Origin of the sequence: Marinomonas aquimarina, assembly GCF_900089755.1 — a bacterium.
Classification (GTDB): domain Bacteria; phylum Pseudomonadota; class Gammaproteobacteria; order Pseudomonadales; family Marinomonadaceae; genus Marinomonas; species Marinomonas aquimarina.
In genome coordinates this window covers 142068-166391 of sequence record NZ_FLOC01000003.1, presented here as the reverse complement: position 1 = coordinate 166391, position 24324 = coordinate 142068, and the positions used below count along the sequence as shown (strand labels likewise).

General features: G+C 49.9%; 18 protein-coding genes and 1 CRISPR repeat array. Of the genes, 10 read left to right on the top strand and 8 right to left on the bottom strand.

Going from position 1 to position 24324, the window contains the following annotated elements; genetic code table 11:
- Positions 1-19: 19 nt before the first annotated feature.
- From cas1e to MAQ5080_RS04385, 3 genes are all read left to right on the top strand, one after another.
- Positions 20-940, top strand: a complete 921-nt coding sequence (gene cas1e / locus MAQ5080_RS04395; RefSeq protein ID WP_067207079.1) for a type I-E CRISPR-associated endonuclease Cas1e — start codon at positions 20-22, stop codon at positions 938-940.
- A gap of 12 nt (positions 941-952) precedes the next feature.
- Complete coding sequence (gene cas2e, locus MAQ5080_RS04390) at positions 953-1240, top strand: type I-E CRISPR-associated endoribonuclease Cas2e (protein WP_067207082.1); 288 nt, start codon at positions 953-955, stop codon at positions 1238-1240.
- A gap of 175 nt (positions 1241-1415) precedes the next feature.
- Positions 1416-5718: a CRISPR direct-repeat array (repeat unit 29 nt; unit sequence GCGTTCCCCGAGCACTCGGGGATTAACCG).
- Positions 5719-5936: 218 nt separating this feature from the next.
- Positions 5937-6593, top strand: a complete 657-nt coding sequence (locus MAQ5080_RS04385) for a DUF6933 domain-containing protein (protein WP_067207085.1) — start codon at positions 5937-5939, stop codon at positions 6591-6593.
- A 39-nt stretch (positions 6594-6632) separates the two neighbouring features.
- Here MAQ5080_RS04385 and MAQ5080_RS04380 read toward each other — a convergent pair whose 3' ends face one another.
- Positions 6633-7037 (bottom strand): hypothetical protein, encoded by a 405-nt coding sequence (locus MAQ5080_RS04380; RefSeq protein WP_067207088.1) that lies wholly within the window; start codon positions 7035-7037, stop codon positions 6633-6635.
- Between the two features lie 256 nt (positions 7038-7293).
- Here MAQ5080_RS04380 and MAQ5080_RS04375 point away from each other — a divergent pair, with 256 nt between their 5' ends.
- Positions 7294-9855 carry a bifunctional diguanylate cyclase/phosphodiesterase gene (locus MAQ5080_RS04375; RefSeq protein ID WP_067207092.1) on the top strand — a complete coding sequence of 854 codons (2562 nt, stop codon included), beginning with the start codon at positions 7294-7296 and terminating at the stop codon, positions 9853-9855.
- 103 nt (positions 9856-9958) lie between these two features.
- Positions 9959-10786 carry a mechanosensitive ion channel family protein gene (locus tag MAQ5080_RS04370; protein WP_067207097.1) on the top strand — a complete coding sequence of 276 codons (828 nt, stop codon included), beginning with the start codon at positions 9959-9961 and terminating at the stop codon, positions 10784-10786.
- A gap of 45 nt (positions 10787-10831) precedes the next feature.
- On the opposite strand, the gene MAQ5080_RS04365 is transcribed toward MAQ5080_RS04370, so the two are convergent.
- The 4 genes from MAQ5080_RS04365 to MAQ5080_RS04350 all read right to left on the bottom strand — a co-directional run bounded on the left by MAQ5080_RS04365 (position 10832) and on the right by MAQ5080_RS04350 (position 13910).
- Positions 10832-11725, bottom strand: coding sequence for a LysR family transcriptional regulator (locus MAQ5080_RS04365; protein ID WP_067207100.1), 894 nt, complete (start codon positions 11723-11725; stop codon positions 10832-10834).
- 196 nt (positions 11726-11921) lie between these two features.
- Positions 11922-12296 carry a DUF2255 family protein gene (locus MAQ5080_RS04360; protein ID WP_067207102.1) on the bottom strand — a complete coding sequence of 125 codons (375 nt, stop codon included), beginning with the start codon at positions 12294-12296 and terminating at the stop codon, positions 11922-11924.
- Positions 12297-12325: 29 nt separating this feature from the next.
- A complete protein-coding gene (locus MAQ5080_RS04355) occupies positions 12326-12676 on the bottom strand; it encodes a cyclophilin-like fold protein (RefSeq protein ID WP_067207105.1) in 351 nt (116 codons plus the stop codon).
- A gap of 37 nt (positions 12677-12713) precedes the next feature.
- Positions 12714-13910, bottom strand: coding sequence for an MFS transporter (locus tag MAQ5080_RS04350; RefSeq protein WP_067207108.1), 1197 nt, complete (start codon positions 13908-13910; stop codon positions 12714-12716).
- Positions 13911-14318: 408 nt separating this feature from the next.
- Here MAQ5080_RS04350 and MAQ5080_RS04345 point away from each other — a divergent pair, with 408 nt between their 5' ends.
- Positions 14319-15080 carry an SDR family NAD(P)-dependent oxidoreductase gene (locus tag MAQ5080_RS04345; RefSeq protein ID WP_067207110.1) on the top strand — a complete coding sequence of 254 codons (762 nt, stop codon included), beginning with the start codon at positions 14319-14321 and terminating at the stop codon, positions 15078-15080.
- A gap of 209 nt (positions 15081-15289) precedes the next feature.
- Entirely contained in the window at positions 15290-16483 is a 1194-nt protein-coding gene (locus MAQ5080_RS04340; RefSeq protein ID WP_231870797.1) for an MFS transporter, read from the top strand.
- Positions 16484-16532: 49 nt separating this feature from the next.
- On the opposite strand, the gene MAQ5080_RS04335 is transcribed toward MAQ5080_RS04340, so the two are convergent.
- The gene (locus MAQ5080_RS04335; RefSeq protein WP_067207116.1) at positions 16533-17459 is read right to left on the bottom strand and encodes an AraC family transcriptional regulator; all 927 of its coding nucleotides are present in this window, start codon (positions 17457-17459) and stop codon (positions 16533-16535) included.
- A gap of 571 nt (positions 17460-18030) precedes the next feature.
- Between MAQ5080_RS04335 and MAQ5080_RS04330 the strand changes: the two genes are divergently transcribed.
- The 3 genes from MAQ5080_RS04330 to MAQ5080_RS04320 all read left to right on the top strand — a co-directional run bounded on the left by MAQ5080_RS04330 (position 18031) and on the right by MAQ5080_RS04320 (position 19905).
- Positions 18031-18780, top strand: coding sequence for a carboxymuconolactone decarboxylase family protein (locus tag MAQ5080_RS04330; RefSeq protein WP_082861035.1), 750 nt, complete (start codon positions 18031-18033; stop codon positions 18778-18780).
- A 63-nt stretch (positions 18781-18843) separates the two neighbouring features.
- Entirely contained in the window at positions 18844-19308 is a 465-nt protein-coding gene (locus MAQ5080_RS04325) for a (R)-mandelonitrile lyase (RefSeq protein ID WP_082861036.1), read from the top strand.
- Between the two features lie 192 nt (positions 19309-19500).
- A complete protein-coding gene (locus tag MAQ5080_RS04320) occupies positions 19501-19905 on the top strand; it encodes a cyclophilin-like fold protein (protein WP_197464568.1) in 405 nt (134 codons plus the stop codon).
- Positions 19906-20033: 128 nt separating this feature from the next.
- Here the strand turns inward: MAQ5080_RS04320 and MAQ5080_RS04315 are convergent, their stop codons facing one another.
- Both MAQ5080_RS04315 and MAQ5080_RS04310 read right to left on the bottom strand, forming a co-directional pair.
- Positions 20034-23081: an efflux RND transporter permease subunit gene (locus MAQ5080_RS04315; RefSeq protein WP_067207118.1), complete on the bottom strand. Its 3048-nt coding sequence runs from the start codon at positions 23079-23081 to the stop codon at positions 20034-20036.
- 2 nt (positions 23082-23083) lie between these two features.
- Positions 23084-24232, bottom strand: a complete 1149-nt coding sequence (locus tag MAQ5080_RS04310; RefSeq protein WP_067207121.1) for an efflux RND transporter periplasmic adaptor subunit — start codon at positions 24230-24232, stop codon at positions 23084-23086.
- Between the last annotated feature and the right edge of the window lie 92 nt (positions 24233-24324).

Genomic DNA, 24324 nt, shown 5'->3' with positions numbered 1-24324 from the left:
GATCATACAAGGAGTTAGTATGAGTAGTTTTATCCCGCTAAATCCCATCCCGATTAAAAATCGCGTCTCGATGATCTTTCTGCAATATGGTCAGTTGGATGTGAAAGACGGGGCATTTGTGCTAATTGATGTAAATGGCGTACGCACGCATATTCCAGTGGGTTCGGTGGCGTGCATTATGTTGGAGCCGGGCACACGAGTGTCCCATGCAGCAGTTAAGCTTGCCGCGACAGCGGGTACATTGCTTGTTTGGGTAGGAGAAGCTGGTGTTCGGTTATATGCCTCAGGTCAGCCTGGTGGTGCCCGATCAGATCGTTTGCTATATCAGGCCAAACTTGCCTTAGATGAAAACTTACGTCTCAAAGTCGTACGGAAAATGTTTGAACTGCGCTTTGGTGAAGCACCGCCAAGTCGTCGATCCGTAGAACAATTAAGAGGTATTGAAGGGGCTCGTGTTCGAGAAACTTACAAGCTCCTTGCTAAGCAATACGGGGTCAATTGGCAAGGACGGCGCTACGATCCAAAAGATTGGAGCAAAGGCGATACGGTTAATCAATGTATTAGTGCTGCTACCTCCTGTTTGTATGGGATTACCGAAGCAGCAGTCTTAGCTGCAGGTTACGCGCCAGCTATTGGTTTTGTTCATACAGGAAAGCCATTGTCGTTTGTCTATGATATTGCCGATATCATCAAGTTTGATTCGGTGGTGCCTAAAGCATTCGAAATCGCGTCAAAAGGTACCTATCAACCAGATAAAGACGTACGCATCGCCTGCCGCGACATTTTCCGTAGCTCCAAAGTATTAGATCGTCTGATTCCATTGATCGAAGAAGTGCTTTCAGCTGGAGAGATCGAACCGCCGAAACCACCGGAAGACAGTCAACCTCCTGCGATTCCTGAACCCGAATCCCTCGCCGATAGCGGCCATCGCAGCCATTAGAGGAGATTTGCAATGAGTATGTTGGTAGTAGTAACAGAAAGTGTGCCAGATAGATTAAGAGGGCGTTTAGCTATTTGGTTACTCGAGATTCGAGCGGGCGTTTATATTGGTGATACGTCACGCAAAATACGTGAAATGATCTGGGAGCAAGTCAACGCCTTAGCCGAACAAGGGAATGTTGTGATGGCTTGGTCGACCAATTCAGAATCGGGTTTTGAATTCCAAACTTATGGTGAAAACCGCCGTATACCGGTGGATTTAGATGGACTTCGACTGGTGTCATTTTTACCTCAAAAATAGCTAACTTAATGATTTTTATGGACTTTCGGTGGAATTTGTTTGTTTGAAGCTCCTTTCGGTTAAGTTCTTTAAAATCAAAAGGTTATAGATCTTTAAAAACTTAAAAAGAACACTAAATCTTGGTGGATTTCTTTGTAAGGCATTTTCCTCTATAAAACAATAATCTACACTAAGAGCGTTCCCCGAGCACTCGGGGATTAACCGCGTGGGGACGTATAAAGTCAAATGAAATCAGGCGCGTTCCCCGAGCACTCGGGGATTAACCGTTTATTGCCGCCGCTTACACTAACGTCTGATAGCGTTCCCCGAGCACTCGGGGATTAACCGAATGCCGAGGGTTCGGTCGTTGCGATCGTAGAGCGTTCCCCGAGCACTCGGGGATTAACCGTGACCGATTCGCGCTTTGTAGAAATTGACGACGCGTTCCCCGAGCACTCGGGGATTAACCGCGACGATAAAATCTTTGACCTTGCTTTTCAAGCGCGTTCCCCGAGCACTCGGGGATTAACCGTTAAACTCTCGATTAGCATCGATCTCTTCTTCGCGTTCCCCGAGCACTCGGGGATTAACCGTAGACCTCTTCTTCACATACGCCGCCAAGCTCGCGTTCCCCGAGCACTCGGGGATTAACCGACTGAAACCGCGTGATCTGATAAACGTACTGAGCGTTCCCCGAGCACTCGGGGATTAACCGCCAGCATTTTGGTTGCTGCCAGCAGATATTGAGCGTTCCCCGAGCACTCGGGGATTAACCGTCAAACGAGTTCGCGCCGTCGTTCACCGCTTGGCGTTCCCCGAGCACTCGGGGATTAACCGGCAATGATCAAGAAGACCAAAGCAATGATGCAGCGTTCCCCGAGCACTCGGGGATTAACCGCGATCTCTGCTATGTGAGGCGGCGCCAGTTGCGCGTTCCCCGAGCACTCGGGGATTAACCGTATCTCGAAAGTCTGACTTACACGGACAATGCGCGTTCCCCGAGCACTCGGGGATTAACCGTAACATGGCATTAAACGAAGTAAAGTTAATTGGCGTTCCCCGAGCACTCGGGGATTAACCGACCACCATCTTAAAAGGTATGAAAGACCAGTCGCGTTCCCCGAGCACTCGGGGATTAACCGGGGTGATTGTGCTGAAGGTGGTTGATGATGTTGCGTTCCCCGAGCACTCGGGGATTAACCGGTTCTGATGCATCAGCGCCTGGGTGATGCTCCGCGTTCCCCGAGCACTCGGGGATTAACCGTCAGTGTCGTCTACTGCCAGCGCTCTAACGCTGCGTTCCCCGAGCACTCGGGGATTAACCGCGCCGCTGCTTCCATCAAGTTCTTGTGATCAGGCGTTCCCCGAGCACTCGGGGATTAACCGTTTCCCCGACTACGGGGTTTCTGAGTTAGTAAGCGTTCCCCGAGCACTCGGGGATTAACCGTCTTTCTTAGAAAAGCAGCTCACAATGGATGAGCGTTCCCCGAGCACTCGGGGATTAACCGCCACCTATCGATGATCCGCATTCTTACCTTATGCGTTCCCCGAGCACTCGGGGATTAACCGAGTGCAGGGCTAAGATGCGTAGTGTAATTATTGCGTTCCCCGAGCACTCGGGGATTAACCGAAAGAAACTGGCGGCACGGTATTTAATGAGCAGCGTTCCCCGAGCACTCGGGGATTAACCGAATATTTAGATACCTACATGGATTTAGATGAGGCGTTCCCCGAGCACTCGGGGATTAACCGCTACACCCAAACCGCCACGATTGGTTTTATTGGCGTTCCCCGAGCACTCGGGGATTAACCGATGGTATTCAGGAAGCGCACCCGAAAGAATTGGCGTTCCCCGAGCACTCGGGGATTAACCGCTGGAATCGGCGGCGGAGCTGGCTCAAACACTGCGTTCCCCGAGCACTCGGGGATTAACCGTGCCACAACTACGGGAGGCGCTGGCGGAACAGGCGTTCCCCGAGCACTCGGGGATTAACCGTATGGCAGTGGCCTTACAGAAAGCTTCTGCTGGCGTTCCCCGAGCACTCGGGGATTAACCGTTTTGGAGGCTAAATAATGAAATACATTCGTAGCGTTCCCCGAGCACTCGGGGATTAACCGGCTGGGCATGGCTTAAGAAACTATTTGAAAACGCGTTCCCCGAGCACTCGGGGATTAACCGATCCGCACCGCCGCCGTAACCCATACCGCCTCGCGTTCCCCGAGCACTCGGGGATTAACCGTTAGCCGAGGCGCTTGACCACGCAGCAATCAGGCGTTCCCCGAGCACTCGGGGATTAACCGCGCCGCGTTGTCGCTGACTCGATCCGAGTTCAGCGTTCCCCGAGCACTCGGGGATTAACCGGTTTTAACCCATTTTATGTGGCGAAAGGGCCAGTGTTCCCCGAGCACTCGGGGATTAACCGCGTTTTCCATTCTTATAGATGACTCACTAAAAGCGTTCCCCGAGCACTCGGGGATTAACCGCGATAAAAACATTTTTGACATTTTCATTGAAAGCGTTCCCCGAGCACTCGGGGATTAACCGCGGAGGTGGTGGAGATATTTGGTAATGAGCAAGCGTTCCCCGAGCACTCGGGGATTAACCGTGTTGCATTGATTTTGGAGTTACTGCGCCTGAGCGTTCCCCGAGCACTCGGGGATTAACCGCAAATTGAGCACGTTATAGAGACTCACCGTTTGCGTTCCCCGAGCACTCGGGGATTAACCGGAAACGTGCTCGCATTGCGTAGTACCCCTCCAGCGTTCCCCGAGCACTCGGGGATTAACCGATGTAAAGGTGTTGTCGCCTAGTCCGTTGGTCGCGTTCCCCGAGCACTCGGGGATTAACCGACTTATGCTGAAATCGAAGCAGCTACGGGGATGCGTTCCCCGAGCACTCGGGGATTAACCGGCAACGGGGAAAATCACCGGCGATGCCACCACGCGTTCCCCGAGCACTCGGGGATTAACCGTTCCTTACTTGGAGCTTGTTCAACTAGCAGGGGCGTTCCCCGAGCACTCGGGGATTAACCGCGAAACCGTTACAGCCCCATTGCAGCGCGCACGCGTTCCCCGAGCACTCGGGGATTAACCGCGCAACTCACCAATACGCCCACCCCACATAATGCGTTCCCCGAGCACTCGGGGATTAACCGCCACCCATGCCGAGTTTGTAAACAGTCTCGTTGCGTTCCCCGAGCACTCGGGGATTAACCGCGACGAGTTTGGCGATGGGTTGGTCTGAACAAGCGTTCCCCGAGCACTCGGGGATTAACCGTGTTTATGACCGCCGCCGTTAAGCGCGAATACGCGTTCCCCGAGCACTCGGGGATTAACCGGTTCAGCTTCTGGGCTTCTTCAATTGAAAGAAGCGTTCCCCGAGCACTCGGGGATTAACCGGAAACTCGCGACCCCTGCTGTATCGTCGCCAAGCGTTCCCCGAGCACTCGGGGATTAACCGTCTTTACCTGACCTAGCCTTAAACGCATTGTAGCGTTCCCCGAGCACTCGGGGATTAACCGCGCTAGAGGAACAAATAGATGCGGCGGAAGAGGCGTTCCCCGAGCACTCGGGGATTAACCGACGGTTGCCGCCCTGATCGGTGCTGACTACCAGCGTTCCCCGAGCACTCGGGGATTAACCGGCATCATCGAAAGCAACGACAACCTAAAGCACGCGTTCCCCGAGCACTCGGGGATTAACCGGTGGCATGCTCATCAATAGGCGGTATGAGTACGCGTTCCCCGAGCACTCGGGGATTAACCGTCCAACTAGATCATTTGGCGGTAGATCATAGTGCGTTCCCCGAGCACTCGGGGATTAACCGACATACAATTTATCTCGACCTGGCGGGGTCGGGCGTTCCCCGAGCACTCGGGGATTAACCGCGAATGAATAAACTTATAAGCTGCTCAGTCGTGCGTTCCCCGAGCACTCGGGGATTAACCGGATGTTGTGTTTATTGGTGGCGAAAACTTTATGCGTTCCCCGAGCACTCGGGGATTAACCGATTCGTTCTTTTGACGGCAATAACGGAACCGTGCGTTCCCCGAGCACTCGGGGATTAACCGCACATCGCGGCGCAGAGCGCTTTCTACTTTCAGCGTTCCCCGAGCACTCGGGGATTAACCGGATACCAAAGCACCTAAACGCCTACTAATTGCTGCGTTCCCCGAGCACTCGGGGATTAACCGGCACTAGAAGACGTTAGAAAGGAAATCTCCATGCGTTCCCCGAGCACTCGGGGATTAACCGAGTTGGCCACGGAAATGGAGCACGTTGGTTTAGCGTTCCCCGAGCACTCGGGGATTAACCGTACACAACTGAGTACATGGATTTTCTGTACTCGCGTTCCCCGAGCACTCGGGGATTAACCGGATGGTATGTGGTATCTGCCGCTAGTGAAGGGAGCGTTCCCCGAGCACTCGGGGATTAACCGCCATGGATGGCGCGTACTTGTTTAAGCTTGACGCGTTCCCCGAGCACTCGGGGATTAACCGATCCAAATGAACAAAGGAGTCCCTCAGATTGAGCGTTCCTCACGACTGAGGGAATTAACCAAGACCGTTGTCGGGTTCAGTCATCACACCTAGGTGTTCCCCACGACAGTGTGGGGCTATAGTATCTGCAGAACTAGGCCTATATATTCAGCTTAATATCAATTATTTCTTATCGCTGCTAACATCCGACCCTTGTTTGAATGGATTTAGCGTGACTTATGATTCGATTACACTGCACTAATAAACTGCTCCCGAAGCTGCCGACCAACGCTAATGGGCGTTTGCCGAGTTCGGCGTCACAGGTCATCCCTGGGCTAGAAGCGTTGAACCCCCTAAGTGGCTGGCACGGCAGTTTGTTTTTGGTTAAGGGGCGCAACTGTGTGATTTGCGTCCACGAAGCAACACGCCTAGCCATTTACATCCCCTGTCTGAATAAAGCCGATTTCGCTGATTTGGACCGCTTGTTTGCTCAGGCGCTACTGCAATCCCTAGAGGCCATCCAAGCCACTGAAGAGCAGATCAATACTGCTAAGCAGCTGCTTCAGCCGTTAGTGATTGATGATGAGTGTAAGGATGCCATGCATATGTGCCTAAATCAGGCTAAGGCGTGCATTGAGCAAATGCTATGGGATGACAATACGCCGTTTGAAAAGTTACCTTTTGCGAAGGCCAGCTTTTTGTTAGCCGAAATGCCATTCAATTTGCAGGCGCAAAAAGAGGTCGTGTGGCCGAAAAAACTTATGCTGCGACTGTTAGATGATGCCGCGGCCAGTTATCAGCGTGCCACCAGTCGCCACACATCCACCGATGGCCATGCGTCGCCAGATGGTAAGGTGGTATCAATGGTGGACTTCAAAAAGCCACGTAAGTCCTAGCGCAAAATCTCAGCGCTGTTTGATTTTAGCAAGCGGCGTTTATTTGAGGTCGTCGACGCTGACACCTTGTTGGGCCATGGCGTCGAGGATCATCTTGGCTTGGCTCGCGCGTTCATCCATAGCGGCCAGCGATTGTTCAATCAATTGTAACAGGGTGGACTTCTCTAAGTGTGTTAGCAGGCTGCAGTGTTTTTGTAGTTCAGTGATTTTTACGTGATGTGTTTGAATCCGGTCTAGTAATGTCAGAAGCGTGCTCTCGATGGGGACATTCTTCGACTCTAAATCATAACCTGAGGACTTATGACGCCTCAGTCCCTTCTGTAATTTCTCAAGCTCTGAGCGCAGGTCGTGTCGTTTAGCAAGCGTGGCGACACATTTAGAAGAGTTGGATACGACCGTAAGGCTGTAGGCCAGTGACTTGATAAGGTTTGATAATTCGTTCATTGATTTGATGTGAAGTCTCAATAGTAATATTAACGCTCGTCGGGCTTTAATATTAAGCGGATATGAAATGCCAAGTTACTTCCGTATATGTTTATATCATAGGTTGTTTATAAGCGGATCGCCTAGTTATTTCGCTTATAGGGTCGCATTATTGCAGCAAAATGAATCTCTATCTGGGGAAATTGGATAGAGGTGGCCTTCTTTTCAATGCTAGAATTTTGAACAAAATTCGGTAACCTGCAGATTTAAGGGACTTATGTCAGAACAGGAAAGTTTATCTGATATCTTTATTCAGACGCTTCAGCAAGCAATCGATGGCGTGGTGGTGATTAACTCGCAAAACCAGGTGATTCTATTCAATCAGGCTGCAGAGCAACTCTGGGGCTACAGCAAAGAAGACGTCTTAGGTCAGAATGTAAAAGTTCTCGTGCCCGACCATATCAAGCCACAGCATGATCATTTTGTGAACGCTAATCGCGAAACTGGCGTCAACAAAATCGTTGGTTCCAGCCGTGACATAGAAATCATTCGCAAAGATGGCGAGAGCCGCTGGGCGAATTTCTCACTGTCAAAAGTGGAAGTGGGCGACAAGATTTTATATACCGCGTTTGTCAAAGATGTGACGCAGCAAGTACAGGATCGAAAGTACTTAGAAATGCTGTCACTGGTGACGGACAAAACGGATAATGCGATCTTTATTACCGATGCAGACTGGCGCGTCGTTTATGCGAATAAAGGTTTTAAACAAATTCTTGGTTTTGATGAAAGTGAGATTATAGGGCGTGCGCCGAGCTCCGTGATTGCACCACATTTTGATGAGCAACGTTTGCAAGCCAGTCGTGCCGCGATTAAGTCAGGGCAGTCGATCAAAAGCGAAGAGCTTTTAAAAAGTAAATGCGGCAGAAAAGCCTGGTGTTCTGTTATGTCAAATCCAGTTTTTGATGAGCATGGCCAGTTCAAAAATATGGTGACCATCTTATCTGAGATTACCGCCTCCAAGCTGCATCAGGTCATTCATTCCAAAGTACTGGCGTCGATCGCCAATGACGAGCCTTTAGAAGTGATTATGGATGCGGCTTGCGGTGAAGCCAGTGCGATTGATCTTGGTCTTTACCCAGCTATTTTTAAGGTGGATGCGAATCGCCGTTTACAGCTACTGGCTGCCCCGAAATTACCGCCATCCTATAAAAAAGCGTTGAATGATATTGCGATTGGTGAAGGCGTTGCCTCCTCTGGTACTGCGGCTTTTCGCGGTGAGCCAGTTTGCGTTGCCAATATTGAAACGGATGAATTATGGGCATCCCATAAGCACTATATGTTAGCTGAAGGGTTTCGTAGCTGTTGTGCGGTGCCGATTAAAGACTCGCAGGATGAGGTCATCGGCGTCATTGCGTTCTCCCGTAAGGAGTATGAGTCATCGAGCGAGTTAGACAATGTCTTATTCAATATTTTGTCGCCCATTTGTTCCCTAGCCATTGAAAGGGAAGCGCAGCAACAGAATATTCGTCAATTGGCCTATTACGATAGCTTAACAAAGCTGCCGAATCGCAGTCTGCTGCATGCCAAAGCGGAACGAGCGCTGCATGACATGGAGATTGCTAATTGTCCTCTGGCGGTTTTGTTTATCGATCTTGATCGCTTTAAGCAAGTGAATGATACCTTGGGGCATCCGGCAGGTGATCGCTTGCTAAAACATATCGCGCATAACCTGCAAGACACGTGTCAGTCGGGGGAAGTGTATGGCCGCTTAGCTGGGGATGAATTTGTAGTGGTCGCCCCCAACCTGCAAGGCAATGCCCTGAGCAGCTTTATTGAAGACATTAAGGGGGCGCTGTCTACCCCTTTCCATTACAACGGTGAGTTACTGCATCCAAGTGCCAGCATTGGCGTCAGTGTTTTTCCTGAAGATGGTCATGATGTTGGCACCTTGATTCATCGAGCGGACATGGCGATGTATCAGGCCAAGTCTGCCGGCAAAGGTCGCTTTGCTTTCTTTAGTCATGAATTGAACCAATTGGCGCAGGAAAAGCAAGAGCTCGAATCCGAACTCCAAAAGGCAATCCGAGAAAAACGTTTAGAGTTGGTATATCAGCCCCAGATTCGCATCCAAGATGGTTCGTTATATGGGGTGGAAGCGTTGGCGCGCTGGAATCACCCGAAGTTTGGTGCCGTGTCTCCTGGGCAATTTATTCCGCTGGCAGAGGAATGCGGTTTAATTGGCGACTTAAGCCAATGGTCGTTGTCTTGCGCCTGCGAACAGATGGCTCAGTGGCGCCGCAAAGGTGTGCCCATCCCAACCGTTTCCGTGAATTTATCGCCGAATAATTTCCATAACCTAGGTCTGTGTGATCAGATTATGAGTACCTTGCGACACTATGAATTACAGCCGAGCGATATCACTTTAGAACTGACCGAAAACGTCTTGATGGATACGAACCCAACTACCCTGAAGGTACTGCATGACATTCATGCCTGCGGTGTCAGTTTTTCCATTGACGACTTTGGGACGGGTTATTCGAGTTTAAGCTACCTACGTAAAATCCCGATTAAGGAGCTGAAACTCGATCGCAGCTTTGTCACCGAATTGGAGTTTGACAGTAAAAGTCGTGCCTTAAGCCGTGCGGTGATTCAGATTGGCAACAGTTTGGAGCTTGATGTGGTGGCAGAAGGTGTGGAGGACCATGCGCAGTTACAGGTATTGCGTGAGCAAGGCTATCATGTGGCACAGGGCTATTTGTTTTCCAAGCCTCTGAATCCGGTTGAAATCGAATTGTGGGTCGCCAATACCGTGCAGGCCTTAGCGGCTCAACCCCTATGAATCTTGCGAAATAAGCGCATTGAGGAGTAGTGAGAAAGCAAGAGTTTGATTACACTAGCGAAGCATTGTTGCACTGGATTAACGTGTCTGATAGGAGAAGCTCATGGACACGCTGATGGCGTTTTATTCAACGTATGAAGCACAAATCTTCGTGATTGTGAAAAACATCTTGCTCGCTTGCCTGATTATTCTGGCAGCATCGTTTGTGTCAAAAGTGGTCCGAAAAGCGGTATTCGCCGGCGTCTCTAAGCTTAGCAATAACGACGAAATCATTTCGAGATTATTGTCAAAAGTCGCCTCCTATGCGGTTTACCTTATTGGTTTAGTGATCATTTTAGACTTGTTCGGGGTCAATACTGCCAGTTTAGTCGCGTTGGTGGGTGCGGCGGGTCTCGCAATTGGCCTAGCCCTAAAAGACACCCTGAGTAACATCGCCGCAGGGATTATGATCCTGTTCCTAAAACCCATTAAAAAGGGTGAATACGTTGAGTTTAGCGGTAACGTGGGCACGGTAGTGGATATTGGTTTATTTACCTCGGTGTTTGAGACCGCAGACGGTTTATACATTTCTAGTCCCAACAGTGTGGTATGGAATTCCACCATCAGAAACTACAGTCGCAACAGCAAGCGCCGCTTGGAAGTGACCGTTGGGATCTCCTATAAAGACTCGATCGACACTGGCATGCAGGTGCTGCTGGATTTGGCGGCAGAAAACGCTGTGATCATGAAGGATCCGGCGCCGCAGGTGATCGTTCATATGCTGGCGGACAGCTCTGTCAACCTTCAGTTACGGGCGTGGGTGCCGCCAGAAAAGTTCTGGGATACCCATTGGGCGATTCAAAAGCAAGTCAAACCACGCATCGAAGCGGCTGGGTTGACGATTCCATTCCCACAACGGGATTTGCATATTATTAAGCAAGAGTTGCTTTAACAGGAAAAGGCCTGCGCTGCGCTGCCAGCTATGCAGGCCTTTTTGTTAGTCACGATGTCGTAAGGCATCAATCACGATATCGAACGCAGGGGATGAGCGCATCCGATTAGGGAAATAGAGATGGTAGCCAGTGAAAGGCGGACACCAGTCTTCTAGGACTCGCACCAATTTGCCGGCTTCGAGATCCTCGGCAAAGATATCTTCTGGCAAATAACCAATACCAAAACCCGCCAACGCGGCCCGGCGGATTTGCTGCACACTGTTAAAGATCAGTTGCCCATCCACGTTTACATTCAGTGAGCGGTCGCCTTTTTCAAATTCCCAAGCATAGAGACCACCGTAGGTCGGTAGGCGCAAATTAATACAGGCGTGTTCTAATAAATCGTGGGGTTCTTTGGGCTTGCTGTGCTGCTCAAAATACTCCGGTGAGGCAACCGCCGCCATGCTTAAATCAGGGCCAACGCGGATCGCGATCATATCGTTGGCGATGGCTTCGCCAAAACGTACCCCGGCATCAAAACGGCGCTCGACAATATCGGTGAAGCCATAATCGACGCACAACTCGATTTTAATATCTGGGTACTGACGGATCATGGGCTCAAGCTTGGGCCAGAGCAGGGTATCAATGGCATGATCGCTGGAGGAAATGCGGATGGTGCCTGCTGGTTTGTCACGCAGCTCATTTAAAAACGTGATTTCGGCGTCGATCTCCTCAAAACGAGGGGCAATCTTAGTCAATAAACGCTCGCCAGCATCGGTCAGAGAAACGCTGCGCGTTGTGCGCGTTAATAAACGAATGCCTAAACGTTTTTCCAGTCCTTTCACCGTATGGCTTAGAGCGGACTGGGTGAGGCCAAGTTGCGCGGCGGCACGGGTAAAGCTTTTCGCTTTGGCCACTTCGATAAAGGCAATCAGCTCGTTGTAGTTTTCTCTAGACATAAATGAACCTTTGACATGAATAGTTAAGTTTTAGCAATGTTGGCTAATGAATTCAATCAAGGTTCGAGGAATAAAAAAGACTCTGAGCAAAACACTCATAAGATCATCTGAATCATTGCTTTGGATGACTCAGACAGGAGTGTTGAACAGTAAATAGGGATTTATCTATCGCTAAATCCCTATTTCGATGGACTGTTTATTGGCCGCGTAGAATGACTTTAAGCGTGGTTGCTCGCGCACGAGCATTGATCATGGCATCGAGATAAGAGCTAGTGCTGTAGCGGTTGCTGTAGGCATGATCCACCGCCGCCAGCGTCATGTCGTCGTCGATGGCCTCATAGCGCACCTCAAAACATTTACCTATGGCGAAGATGCGGCCAATTTGTTGAGCCAACGCTGCTTGATACCAGCGCGAACGTTTGCCATGGTAGGCGCGCACATACAATTCCCCCGCGACTTCCACACACCAGATCCAAGTGGGTGTGCCGGTGGAGCAGCCATCTTGTTTGTAGGGGGCGATGTGTAAGTCGTCTTCCTTAAGAATGTCGTGTAGTACGTCAGGATTCCACATACGGCTATCCTCCTAAATGAAATAGACGCTTAAGCTTGGCGAATGGTCACCGGAACGGGGCCAGATTTGCGCAGTAGTTCTTGGCCTTCATCCAAGGTGCCGAGCTTTACTAGGCCGCTGGCATGCTTAAAGTCTTTAATAAAGTACGCCAAGTTGCCCCACGGCGCATAGTAAGTCAGGTCACCTGCTTTCGCTGAAGTGCCTGAAGGTTCCCCATTGGTCGACAGTTTTTTCGGTAAATCACTGACTTTTTCAATCGATGCGTAGTCGGTCAGAGTCAGCTCCAGAGGCAGTAGGTTGTAAAAATCTTTTGCCGCAGCGCTATCGCCTTTCAGCGTGGCAGCAATGGTAGTGTCAGCGACATCAATCAAAATCTTCATATGTTCTCCAAAAATATCTATGGCTTAACTATAGTCTTTAAGCGTTGGAATAGGCTTGTCTACGGGCTTGATGGCGCGTACCTAAAATGACAATCACACAGCCAACCGCTGCCAGTACACCGTAAGCACAAGCGACTTGAAGTAGTGAGTAACTGCTTGAGAATTGTCCCGCTAGTAACGTTGGTACCGCGGCACCTGTGTAAGAAGTGAAGTAAATCACAGAGAAAGTACCGGCACGTTCCTCGGTGGTCAGCTCGGCCACCATGGAGCGAATACTGCCCGTCAAGATTGCCCCTTGTGCGGTTCCTGCTAAGACACTTGCTACTAGGAAACCTACTAGCGTGCCTATCTGCAGCGACAACAAGAGCCCTGCCAAGCTTAGTGTAAATGACAGCATGCCAAACACTTGTACTTGGCGTGGCTGGAAACGTCCGGCAATGGAGGCACCGATAAAGCTCGGTGCCATGACCGAGGCGAAGACTAAAGCAGCGGCCACGGCACTGTCTGAGTGCAATTGCTCATGGGCCATGGCAGGGCCGAAGGCCTGAAAGAACCCACCTAGCGCCCAGGTACAAACAAAGGTTACCGCAGCAATAGGAAAGGCTTTTCGCGCCGATTCTGGCAGGGCGATTTGTGGTTTTAATGAGCGGAAAGCGCCGGGAATGCGGTTAACCGTTTCCTTGCCAAAGCAGACCATAAAAATGACCAATGCTAATAAGGCGATGATGGTGGCAAACGGCAGAATACGTGGGTCAGGAGCAAAATCGACCAATAACCCAGAGCCGACACCGCCAATGGTTAAACCTGTCATCGGGCCACAGCCGACTACAGCAGGGGCAATCCATTTAGGAATGCCGTGGGAGGTATCAACGATCCAAGAGGCAATGGCAGAGGAAGCCAAACCACAGGACAGGCCTTGGAAAAAACGGCCAAGTAATAACGGGCCCGCATCATGGATAAACAACATTGCCGCGCAACCTAGTATGCCAAATAGCAGAGCTAGAATCGTGGTTAAACGTCGCCCGAAATGATTCGAGAGACGCCCTAAAAACAGTAGTGAGATCAGTGCGCCAATAAAGTACACCACTGAGCTGAGAGAAAGGTCTTGATAGGAGAGACCGTCGGCAGCACGGTATAAACCATACAGCGGGATCGGTGTGGCAGAGGCCACAAACAATACGATCAGCGACAAGCTGCTGCCAATAAAAGAGTAGGTTTGTTTCGGCGAATTCATGAAAAGAGCATCCTTTTTAATACGTAGTGACCAAGCAAAGCGAGTCGACCGAGAGCGTTAAAGTCTTTTCTTTAGCCTTATTAAAAAAGCAGAGTTGGTTTGCGTCATCTAATGAGTTTTTGACTGCGGTTTATTGTAAGAAGTCCCCCGCAATAGGCAATGTCATAAAAGCCATAGCTCTAATGAGCATTACTCATTAATAAAAATGATGTTCTGCTGTGCTTTGCTATTAATTTAATAAAGATTATATATTTCAGTGGGTTAGGAGGCTTTTGTCTGGCGCTGAAAAAAGTGTTTGAGCGGTATTTGCATGAAGTCAGGGATTAAGGATTTTTGCACAGGTTATCAGCCTAAAAACCCTGTGTTACTAATATTGGCACATACAAAACGTTTGCAGGGGAGAGAAACATGTCTCACGATTTTACCAATAAAGTGACCTTAGTAACGGGCGCGGCATCCGGTATGGGGCTGGCGGCGGTCACAGCATTTGCCAAAGCCGGTGCCGCCGTGACGGTAGCAGATATCAATGGCGAAGGGGCTCAACAAGTCGCCGATGATTTGAACAAGCAAGGCTATCAGGCCTTGGCGATTCAATGTGATGTGACCGATGAAGCGTCTGTTAAAGCCATGGTTGAGCAAACCGTCGCCGCATTCGGCAGTCTCGATGCTGCGTTTAACAACGCCGGCGTACAATCCATGGCCACAGAAACCGCTGACCTTGAAATGCAAGAGTTTGATCGTGTGCTGGATATCAACCTCAAAGGTCTGTGGCTATGCATGAAGTATGAATTGATGCAGATGCGTAAGCAGGGCAGTGGTGCCATCGTAAACTGTTCTTCCTTGGGTGGCTTCGTTGGTGTACCTGGGCGTGGTGCCTACCATGCAGCAAAACACGGCGTGCTTGGTTTAACGAAAACGGCAGCACTTGAGTACGCAGAGCAAGGCATTCGTATTAATGCTGTCTGCCCTGGCATTATTGACACGCCCATGGTGGCGGGCATGAAGAACATGGAACAAGAAGCCATGGATATTCTCATGGCGCAGGTGCCAGCCCGTCGTTTGGGCTCTGCCGAAGAAGTGGCGGATCCTGTGCTGTGGTTATGTGGTCCAGGTTCAACGTTTGTGATGGGGCATGGGCTAGCGGTCGATGGTGGTTACACGGTGCGCTAAGTTTTGACGCATAGCTCATCGGTGGGTAAAGCCTCTAAGGTGCAAGTCTTAGGGGCTTTTCTCTTTCAAGGATTAAGAAACAACGATGAATAGGCAAGGCTGCAAGAGTATTTTGATACAGCCTTTACGGGACATTTTGGTTTAATGGCGCTTTTAAATAATAACCCTGTATGCGAGAGAACGGATAAATGAGTGAGATGGATAACTCCATGACAAGAGAGACCACAGACGATACGGCCAATTGGAGCGGTGTATTCGCCATGACCCTGTGTGCCTTTTTAATGGTGGCAGCAGAGTTTATGCCAGTGAGTTTGCTAACCCCCATGGCACAAGAGCTGTCGGTGACCGAAGGTGCAGTCGGTCAAGGTATTGCCATCTCTGGTATTTTTGCACTGATTGTTGCACTAAGCGTGTCCTCTGTTGCAGGAAACGCTGATCGTAAAAAAGTCCTGATGGCCCTAACCGGTGTGATGTTGGTGTCGGGCTTATTGGTGGCGTTTGCTGCCAATTATGCGATGTACATGGCTGGGCGTGCATTGGTGGGCGTGGCACTCGGAGGCTTTTGGTCCATGTCGGCGGCCGCCGCGATGCGCTTGGTGCCTGCCCATAAAGTACCCAAGGCGTTGGCGATTTTTAATGGTGGTAACGCTTTGGCGATGGTGGTGGCTGCGCCGCTGGGCAGTTTGCTCGGAGCGTTGGTGAGTTGGCGTGGCGCGTTTTTCTTCCTTGTCCCCGTGGCACTGGTGGCGTTCGTTTGGCAATACATGAGTCTGCCCAGCATGGCCGCCGAAGGCGAGAAACGTAAACTGCATCATATCTTTCGCCCATTAAAGCGCCAGGAAGTCGCGGTCGGCTTCTTTGCTACGGCGTTACTGTTTATGGGGCAGTTTACCTTGTACACCTATATTCGTCCGTTCTTAGAAATGGAAACGCAAGTCAGCGAAAGTATGCTAACGCTGGTGCTGTTGATGATTGGCGTTGCCGGCTTTATCGGTACCTCTTTAATCAGTCGATTTCTCGGCAAATCACTGTTTTATACCTTGATGACCATGCCAGTTTTGCTGGCGCTGTGCGCTTTCTTGCTGATTGAGTTTGGCGCCCACGACTGGGTGGTTATGCCAGTGTTATTTGTTTGGGGGTTGATCGCCACCTCGGCGCCAGTGGGCTGGTGGACTTGGGTCGCACAAACCATGCCGGATGACGCAGAAGCGGGTGGTGGCTTGATGGTTGCGATTGTGCAATTGGCCATTGGACTGGGTTCCACCGTCGGGGGAATCTTATTCGATATGTGGGGCTACCAAAGTGCTTTCTCAGTCAGTGGTATTTTATTATTGCTGTCTGGTGTCATGGCCTTTATGGCAATGACCGTTAATAAGCGCTGGAGTGTCCAAGAGGCGTCATAGCCAAACAAAAGGGCGATCGCATGGATCGCCCTTTTGCTTAATAGTGTGGTTAGGACGCTAATTGCTGGCGACGCAGTGCCTCGATGTCTTTCTTTGGCGGCAGGCCGAAGTAGCGTGCGTACTCTCGAGAAAACTGCGACGGGCTTTCGTAGCCTACCTTGTAGGTGGTGGCGGAAGCGTCTAGGTTCTCGGTCAGCATCAAGCGACGCGCTTCATTTAGGCGTAGCTTTTTCTGGAACTGCAACGGTGTCATGGAGGTGACAGAGCGAAAATGATTATGGAAGGCCGATTTACTCATGCCCGTGTAATCTGCTAATTCACCGATGCTTAAAGGTTCGGAGTAATTGCTATACAGCCAATCAATGGCTCTGGAAATTTGGTTGCTGTGACTGCCTGCGGTTGCAATTTGGTATAGCAATTGGCCTTGATGGGTTTTCAAAATGCGATAAAAAATCTCGCGCTTAATGGCGGGTGCGAGAATTTGAATGCTTTCTTCATCATCACAAAGGTCCAGTAAGCGTTGAAATGCATTCAAAATAGGCAAGTTCAACTCACCCAAAGCAATGCCTGTTTGTGATTGTTTTGATGTTTGAAAGCGTAAGCCACTTTCCACGATCAGTTGTGAGATCTCGGTTAAATCCAACTCCAAAACAATGCCGACATAGGGCTTATCTTGCTGTGCTTCAACAATGTTCGCAACGATGGGCAAATCCACCGATGAAATCAAAAATTGGCTGGCATCGTAAACATAGGTTTCATCTCCCAAAATGACTCGTTTGACCCCTTGTGCAATCAAGCAAATGCTTGGCTTCATGGAATAACTGGTGGGGTCGGTTGTATGGGGCCATTTGTTAATGACTAAGCCTTTGACCGGCGTTTGTATCTGGTTGACGTCACCCGCGATGGCCAGTGCCTTACGGGATAAATCATTCAATCCCGTTTGCATCTCTGGACTTGTTTGGTTGCTAAAGGACATGGGTTAACCTCATAAACATGTTCGGATGTGCCGATAGTATGCTATGCACTCGTCATGTTTCAATTCTATTAGGCAAGTGTGAAATTTGATAGAAAAAAGTTGAGTTGCATGTTTTTTATGCAATGTTATTCATGTCTGATGTTTTGGAAATCCATTATTCTTTAAAAACAATGGTTTGCTGGATTTGTTTTTTGTGCAAATAAAGTGCTCTTCTTTGCAAGACTGCCCTTTTTAAAAACTCCTTTGACGTATTAGGCAATAATGATGCAGGAATAGGCTAACGCATTGCCCTTATGGCTGTCTACTATCGTAATCAAGCCATGGCGACCTAACGTACCGCTTCAAGGGGAAGACTGTCGCTGTCTAGCAAGGAGATGCTTACAAAGGTGCGAGCCATAACGCCGATCTATCTCGGTGTTTAATTGAGTTAAACGATGGAGCTTAGCTCGGTTTGGACAACAGGAATCTGCAAAAGATTAATTAGCATGATTCATAAGTCTTATCAGAATGCTTTTCGTTTCAGAATGTAAACAGATCAGATAGCGTTGTACTAAATTTTAGGAGGATCCTTATGAACAAGAAGACATTAATCGGTTTAGCGTTTTCATTGGCGGCTTCTGCAGGTTATGCAGACTCTATCCAAGAAAATTTGAAGCGCGCGGCTCCAGCGCTTGCCCATTACAACCAAAATGTTTTGGAAAATGACCTATGGAAGCGTGAAGGTCTGTCGCCACGGGATCGCAGCGTAGTGTCTGTGGCAACCTTGGTTGCAGCAGGCAAAACTGAAATGTTACCTCAAGAGTTCGCTCGAGCACTGGATAACGGTGTCAAACCAGCGGAGCTGTCTGAAATTGTCACGCATTTGGCTTTTTACGCGGGTTGGAATAACGCAGTGGCGGCGGCTGATGAGCTGGCGGACGTGTACGAAGACCGCGATATTGATGCGAATGATCTGCCTGGCGCTGATGTCGAGTTACTGCCGCTGGATGAAGAGTTTGAAGCCATGCGTGAAAACTCTGTTCAAACGAATTATGCGCCTACCTCACAAGGTGTGGCGGACTTTACTCGTGAGCCATTGTTCCGTGATGTCTGGTTGCGTCCAGACCTATCGCCACGTGACCGCAGCTTAGTTACCGTGAGCTCATTAGTGGCTAACGGCCAAGCAGAACAAGTACCGTTCCACTTGAACCGTGCCTTAGATAATGGCTTGCAGCAAGCGGAAGCCTCTGAAGCGTTGACGCAGATGGCGTTCTACGTCAATTGGCCAAATGTATACACCGCCATGCCAATTTTCCAGAAAGTGTTCGACGGTCGTAAATAATACGCAGTGTTGACTTAATGGCTTCTCAAACAATTTTATAACTTGATAAACCTAGGATATGACATGAAAAAGATTATCACGACAGCACTCGTTACTCTGATGGCGGGTTCTGCATTAGCAGCGGACGTTGAAATTACCCGTGCCGGTTCGCAAAACACCATTATTGGATCTGAAAAACTGTTCACTGGCACATCCGTAATTAATCCGGTTTTTGCTCCAAATGAACACCGTGAGTTCAGTATGGGTGAGGTGATCTTTCACCCAGGTGCTCGTTCGAACTGGCATACACATCCAGTAGGCCAAACGCTTGTTATTACAAGTGGCACTGGCTGGACTCAGCAAGAAGGTAAAGAGAAGCAAATCATTCGTGCAGGTGACATTGTTTGGTGTCCACCGGGTGTGAAGCACTGGCATGGTGCAACGGATACAACGTCTATGACGCACTACGCCATTCAGGCGAAAAACGAAGAAGGTTCCGTGGTAGATTGGATGGAACCTGTGACGGATGCTCAGTACCTAGGTGAATAACTGTTCTTAGAAAGTTATCCTGTATAAGGTTAAGCATCGTCTAAAGCGCGACGCAAAAGGGTGTCAGTCAGGTAAGCTTGGCTGGCACTTTTTTGTATTTTGGCTTGAATATTATATGTTTAGAAGCGAATGTGAAGGTCAGCTATGTTGGATCCTATTTTAAAAAGATTAGCGACATTAGGCGTGCCATGCGTGGCTGTGACATTGCCTTTCATGGCCAGTGTAGCAGTGGCTGAAACTACGGAAATTCGAGTGATTGCTGGGGATCAGGTGATTCATGCTAGCTTGAATGATAGCTCAGCCAGCCGTGACTTTTTGGCTCAACTGCCATTGCAAATTGAGTTATCTGATTATCACAGTACCGAGAAGATTGCGTACCTTCCAAAAGCGCTGTCGACGACTGGTATGCCCAAAGCGATGGACCCCGAAGTAGGGGATTTTACCTACTTTGCCCCTTGGGGAAACATTGCTCTGTTTTATAAAGATTTTGGCTATTCCAGAGGGTTGGTCAAACTAGGTGAGATCCACCCAGAGGACATCAATCTTTTGCAAGCTTTGCCCAAAGTGAACGTCATCATAGAACGTTCACAGCCTTAAATACGGGCTTGCAAAAACCATTAAAAAGCCCCTGCTGAAGAGAGAAACAGCAGGGGCTTTTTTGGTTCCATGCGATATGCACTGGAGGTAACGCTCTTAACGGCGCTTTTCTTGGTGAGGCCTAACGTCTAGGCCTGGTTCTCTACTTTGCCACGGTGACGGTGATCACCAGCGAGCAAGCAGTAGAAAGTCGGTAATACAAACAGGGTAAATAGGGTGCCTACCAGCATGCCCATCACCACCACAATACCGATGGCGAAGCGGCTTGAAGCACCGGCACCAGCGGCAAATAACAGTGGCACCAAGCCTGCCACCATGGCCGCTGTGGTCATGAGTACCGGTCGCATACGCACCGCAGCCGAATGTCGGATTGCTTCAAGCTTGGACATTTGCTGATGAATTTGCATATCGTTGGCAAAGGACACCATCAAGATACCGTGTTTCGAGATCAAGCCGATCAAGGTCACCAAACCAATTTGGGTGTAGATATTGAGCGTGGTGTAGCCAAGATAGATTGGCGCCAAGGCACCACAAATCGCCAAAGGTACGGTAATCAAAATCACCAGTGGGTCACGGAAGCTTTCGAACTGAGCCGCCAACACCAAGAAGATCACGATCAAGGCAAAGGCAAACGAAATCGTTAGCTGATTGCCTTCTTGCACAAATTGGCGACTGTTCGATAGCCAATCCACGGTGGTACCGTCTGGTAACGGCTGGGATTGTAAGAAGTCCACCGCCTGCCCCATGGTCACCCCCGGCATTAACACCGCAGATAAGGTCGCCGAGTTCATTTGGTTAAACTGTGGCAACATGTTTGGTTGTGGTTTCACTTCCACGTTCACGACAGTCGACAATGGGATCAATTTGCCCGCCGAGGTGCGTACATAGAACTCGCCGAGGTTATCTGGTGTTAACCGCTGATCCTGTGGGGTTTGTGTGATGACATCGTAAGAGCGGTCGAACCAGTTAAAGCGGTTGATGTAGTTTTCACCCACCAAAATCGCCAGGGTATTGGCAATCTCCGACATAGATACGCCCATATCACCGGCCTTAGCCCGATCAATACTGATGTGTGCTTCAGCGCTATCAAAGGCCAAATCATAGTCGACAAAGGCAAACAAGCCACTGCCCCAAGAGGCACCGACCAGCCCCATTAAGGTACCGTATAGGTTGGTGAAGTCGTCGGTCGAGCGAATCACCATTTGCACCGGTAAGCCACCACTGCCGGCAGGCAAAGGGTTATCTTGGAACAAAGACGTATAAACGCCCGTCACCGCCCCTGTTTTACCTGCTAACTCAGCTTGGATTTGGTCCGCCGTGCGCTCACGCTCAGACCATTCTTCTAGGATGATACCGCCAAAACCGATGTTGGCGTTCTCGCCACCAATGGCAAAGAAACTGCCGGTAAATTCTGGGATTTCTGAGAAGATCTGATCCACCTCTGCACTGTAGCGTTGGGTGTAATCCACATTGGCATACTGTGGTGCTTTGGTTTGCGCGAACACATAGCCCATGTCTTCTGGCGGCGCGAGCTCTTTCTCAGAGCCTAAAAACAGCATCACAATACCGGCCAAAATGGCAGCGCCGGCGAACAAAACTGCGCCACGAGCACGAAGGGTTTTATCCAGCAAACGACTGTAGGCATTGGTCATGCCTTCCATGTAGTGCTCAACCGCCTTCGCCATTTTTGACTCAGATTGTTTGGAGCTTAGCAGTTTGCCACTCATCATCGGTGAGAGGGTTAAAGCCACCACCCCAGACACAATCACTGAGCCTGCGAGGGTAAAGGCAAACTCACGGAACAGTGCACCTGTTAGGCCGCCCATCAAGCCGATCGGTGCATAGACTGCGGCAAGGGTGATAGTCATGGAAATCACTGGGCCGATGATTTCACGGGCTCCCACCAGTGCCGCTTTGATTGGCTGTAAGCCTTCTTCAATATGACGGTGAATGTTTTCCACCACCACAATGGCATCGTCCACCACTAGACCGATGGCCAATACCATGGCAAGCAGGGTCAATAGGTTGAGAGAGAAGCCAAACGCAAGCATCAGAGCCGCAGTGCCCAATAGGGATAGTGGAATGGTCACCACTGGAATGATCACCGCGCGGAAAGTTCCTAAAAACAGGAAAATCACCACGATAACGATGATAACCGCTTCGATCAGTGTATGTTCCACTTCTTCAATGGACGCGTTCACGAAGTGCGCCACATCGAAGCGGTTAATGACTTCAAGTCCAGGAGGGGCAGCACGTTGTATATCGGGTAGTAACTTATTGACCGTGTCGACGATTTCAAGCGGGTTACCGTCGGGGGTGGGGGAAATGGCGATAAAGACTGCGCTTTTACCATCGGCGATGGCTGCTGAATCGTAGTTTTGGGCGCCCAGTTCAATAGTCGCTACATCGCTTAGGCGCACCACGCCGTTAGCGCCGTCTTTGACGATCATCTCGCGAAACGCATCCATATCCTGCAGGTCAGTGCCCGCAGTGATATTGATCGCCGTATCAGGGCCTTTTAATTGACCAGGGGAGGCTTGGATATTATTAGCACGCAGTGCATTGGCAATATCACTGGCGGTCATGTCGCGGGCTGCTAGCTTGGTTGGATCCACCCAAATACGCATAGCATAGGAAGCGCCACCAGCCATTTGTGCTGAGGCCACACCCGATACTGACGTGATCAGCGGTAAGGCGACACGATCGGCAAAGTCGACAATCTGTGCGCTGGCTAGGACATCACTTTTAAAGGCAATGTACTGAATCGCCGAAGCACCGTCAGTAATCTTTGAAATCACTGGGTCGGCTACGCCCTCAGGTAACCGGTATTTCACCGTTTGTACTTTCGACAGGATCTCTGTCATGGAGCGGTCCGCATCGGCGTTCAGTACCAGCTTAGCGGAAATATGGCTCTTACCTTGTTTCGAGGTCGAGGTGATGTATTCGATACCACTGGCGGTTGAGATCGCTTGAGCGATCGGCGTGGTAACAAAACCCTGCATCATATCTTGGGTTGCGCCAGGGAGAGCCGTATCAATGGTGATGGTGGCACTTTCCATTTTCGGGTATTGGCGCACTTGCAGATTATAAGTGGCGCTTAATCCAATTAATAAGATCAATAAACTGACCACGATCGATAAGATCGGCCGGTTAATAAATATGTCGGTGAACTTCATGGTTAGCGCTCCTCAGACCCAGTATTGTCAGAAGTGCTAAGCTCAGAAACAATCACTTCAGCGCCCGGTTGGATGCGGTTTTGCCCCACTGTGACGATGACGTCGCCAGCGTTCAAACCTGATGTCACCACCATTTGGTTGCCAATGCGCTCGCCAATTTGAACGCCGATGATTTCCGCGTTGCCTTTCTCCGTCGCATTCTCACCACGAATGGCGATGGCACTGTAACCTTGTGCAGAGGTTTGAATGGCGGTATTGGGGACCAGAATGGCGTCTTTGCGGTTGTCCAACGATAAGGACGCATTGACGTACATTCCTGGACGTAAAGCGCGGTCTGCGTTATCAAGGGTGGCTTGAATATGAACGTTTCGAGTGTCTGCGTCTACTTGGGGCTCAATGGCATTCACTTCGGCCAGAAAAGCGCGATTAGGGTAGGCATCGGTTGTTAGTGTCACTTGCGCCCCTGTGCGAATCGAAGCGAATGCCTGCTGTGGCACAGAAAATTCAACAAACAGAGTCTCCAATGCGGTCAAAGACACCACGGGCTGGCCTGGGCTTAGGTATTCCCCTAAATCAATTTGACGAATCCCCAAATCCCCTGAGAAAGGCGCAAGGATTTGTTTTTGACGCAATAGGGCTTCGATACGTGTCACTTCAGCTTGAGCTTGCTCATAGGTAGAGCGGCGTACCTGTAACGTATCCAGCGGCTCTACACCGGTTTTGGCTAGACGTTCTGAGCGGTCTAATTGGCTTTTCGCGAGTTTGGCATTGGCTTTAGCCGCTTCTAGTGCAGCTTGCTCCGTACCATCGTAAAGATCTACCAAGGGCTCGCCTTTTGCTACCGATTCGCCTGACTTAAAGTGAATGCTTGCCACTCGACCAGAAGCTTCTGCTGCCAGCAGTACTTGCTCCGAAGCACTTAAGGTACCGATCGCACTTAGCGTAATGGGTAGCTCAGTGGTCTCCACTTGCATCGCCGTCACGGGCACGGCTTGAGGCTGCCAAGCCGGTGCTTGTTCCTGAGCGTAGTTTTTCATGTAGTACATGCCGCCAAAAATGCCGGCCAGCACTACGCCTGTGAGTGCAAAGGCTAATTTTGGCGAAGAACGGTCGATTTCTAATGGTTGTTTGATGTGCTGGTTGTCGTTCATGCTTCACCCCCTAATGAATGGAAAGTGAAAACAAAAATGCTTGGTGTGTGTGCGATGACATGCCCAAAGCGTGTGCAGGTTTGGAAAGGGGA

Coding starts and splice junctions, on each gene's coding strand:
- cas1e (WP_067207079.1), top strand. CDS start 20: ATGAGTAGTTTTATCCCGCTAAATCCCATCCCGATTAAAAATCGCGTC.
- cas2e (WP_067207082.1), top strand. CDS start 953: ATGAGTATGTTGGTAGTAGTAACAGAAAGTGTGCCAGATAGATTAAGA.
- MAQ5080_RS04385 (WP_067207085.1), top strand. CDS start 5,937: ATGATTCGATTACACTGCACTAATAAACTGCTCCCGAAGCTGCCGACC.
- MAQ5080_RS04380 (WP_067207088.1), bottom strand. CDS start 7,037: ATGAACGAATTATCAAACCTTATCAAGTCACTGGCCTACAGCCTTACG.
- MAQ5080_RS04375 (WP_067207092.1), top strand. CDS start 7,294: ATGTCAGAACAGGAAAGTTTATCTGATATCTTTATTCAGACGCTTCAG.
- MAQ5080_RS04370 (WP_067207097.1), top strand. CDS start 9,959: ATGGACACGCTGATGGCGTTTTATTCAACGTATGAAGCACAAATCTTC.
- MAQ5080_RS04365 (WP_067207100.1), bottom strand. CDS start 11,725: ATGTCTAGAGAAAACTACAACGAGCTGATTGCCTTTATCGAAGTGGCC.
- MAQ5080_RS04360 (WP_067207102.1), bottom strand. CDS start 12,296: ATGTGGAATCCTGACGTACTACACGACATTCTTAAGGAAGACGACTTA.
- MAQ5080_RS04355 (WP_067207105.1), bottom strand. CDS start 12,676: ATGAAGATTTTGATTGATGTCGCTGACACTACCATTGCTGCCACGCTG.
- MAQ5080_RS04350 (WP_067207108.1), bottom strand. CDS start 13,910: ATGAATTCGCCGAAACAAACCTACTCTTTTATTGGCAGCAGCTTGTCG.
- MAQ5080_RS04345 (WP_067207110.1), top strand. CDS start 14,319: ATGTCTCACGATTTTACCAATAAAGTGACCTTAGTAACGGGCGCGGCA.
- MAQ5080_RS04340 (WP_231870797.1), top strand. CDS start 15,290: ATGACAAGAGAGACCACAGACGATACGGCCAATTGGAGCGGTGTATTC.
- MAQ5080_RS04335 (WP_067207116.1), bottom strand. CDS start 17,459: ATGTCCTTTAGCAACCAAACAAGTCCAGAGATGCAAACGGGATTGAAT.
- MAQ5080_RS04330 (WP_082861035.1), top strand. CDS start 18,031: ATGAACAAGAAGACATTAATCGGTTTAGCGTTTTCATTGGCGGCTTCT.
- MAQ5080_RS04325 (WP_082861036.1), top strand. CDS start 18,844: ATGAAAAAGATTATCACGACAGCACTCGTTACTCTGATGGCGGGTTCT.
- MAQ5080_RS04315 (WP_067207118.1), bottom strand. CDS start 23,081: ATGAAGTTCACCGACATATTTATTAACCGGCCGATCTTATCGATCGTG.
- MAQ5080_RS04310 (WP_067207121.1), bottom strand. CDS start 24,232: ATGAACGACAACCAGCACATCAAACAACCATTAGAAATCGACCGTTCT.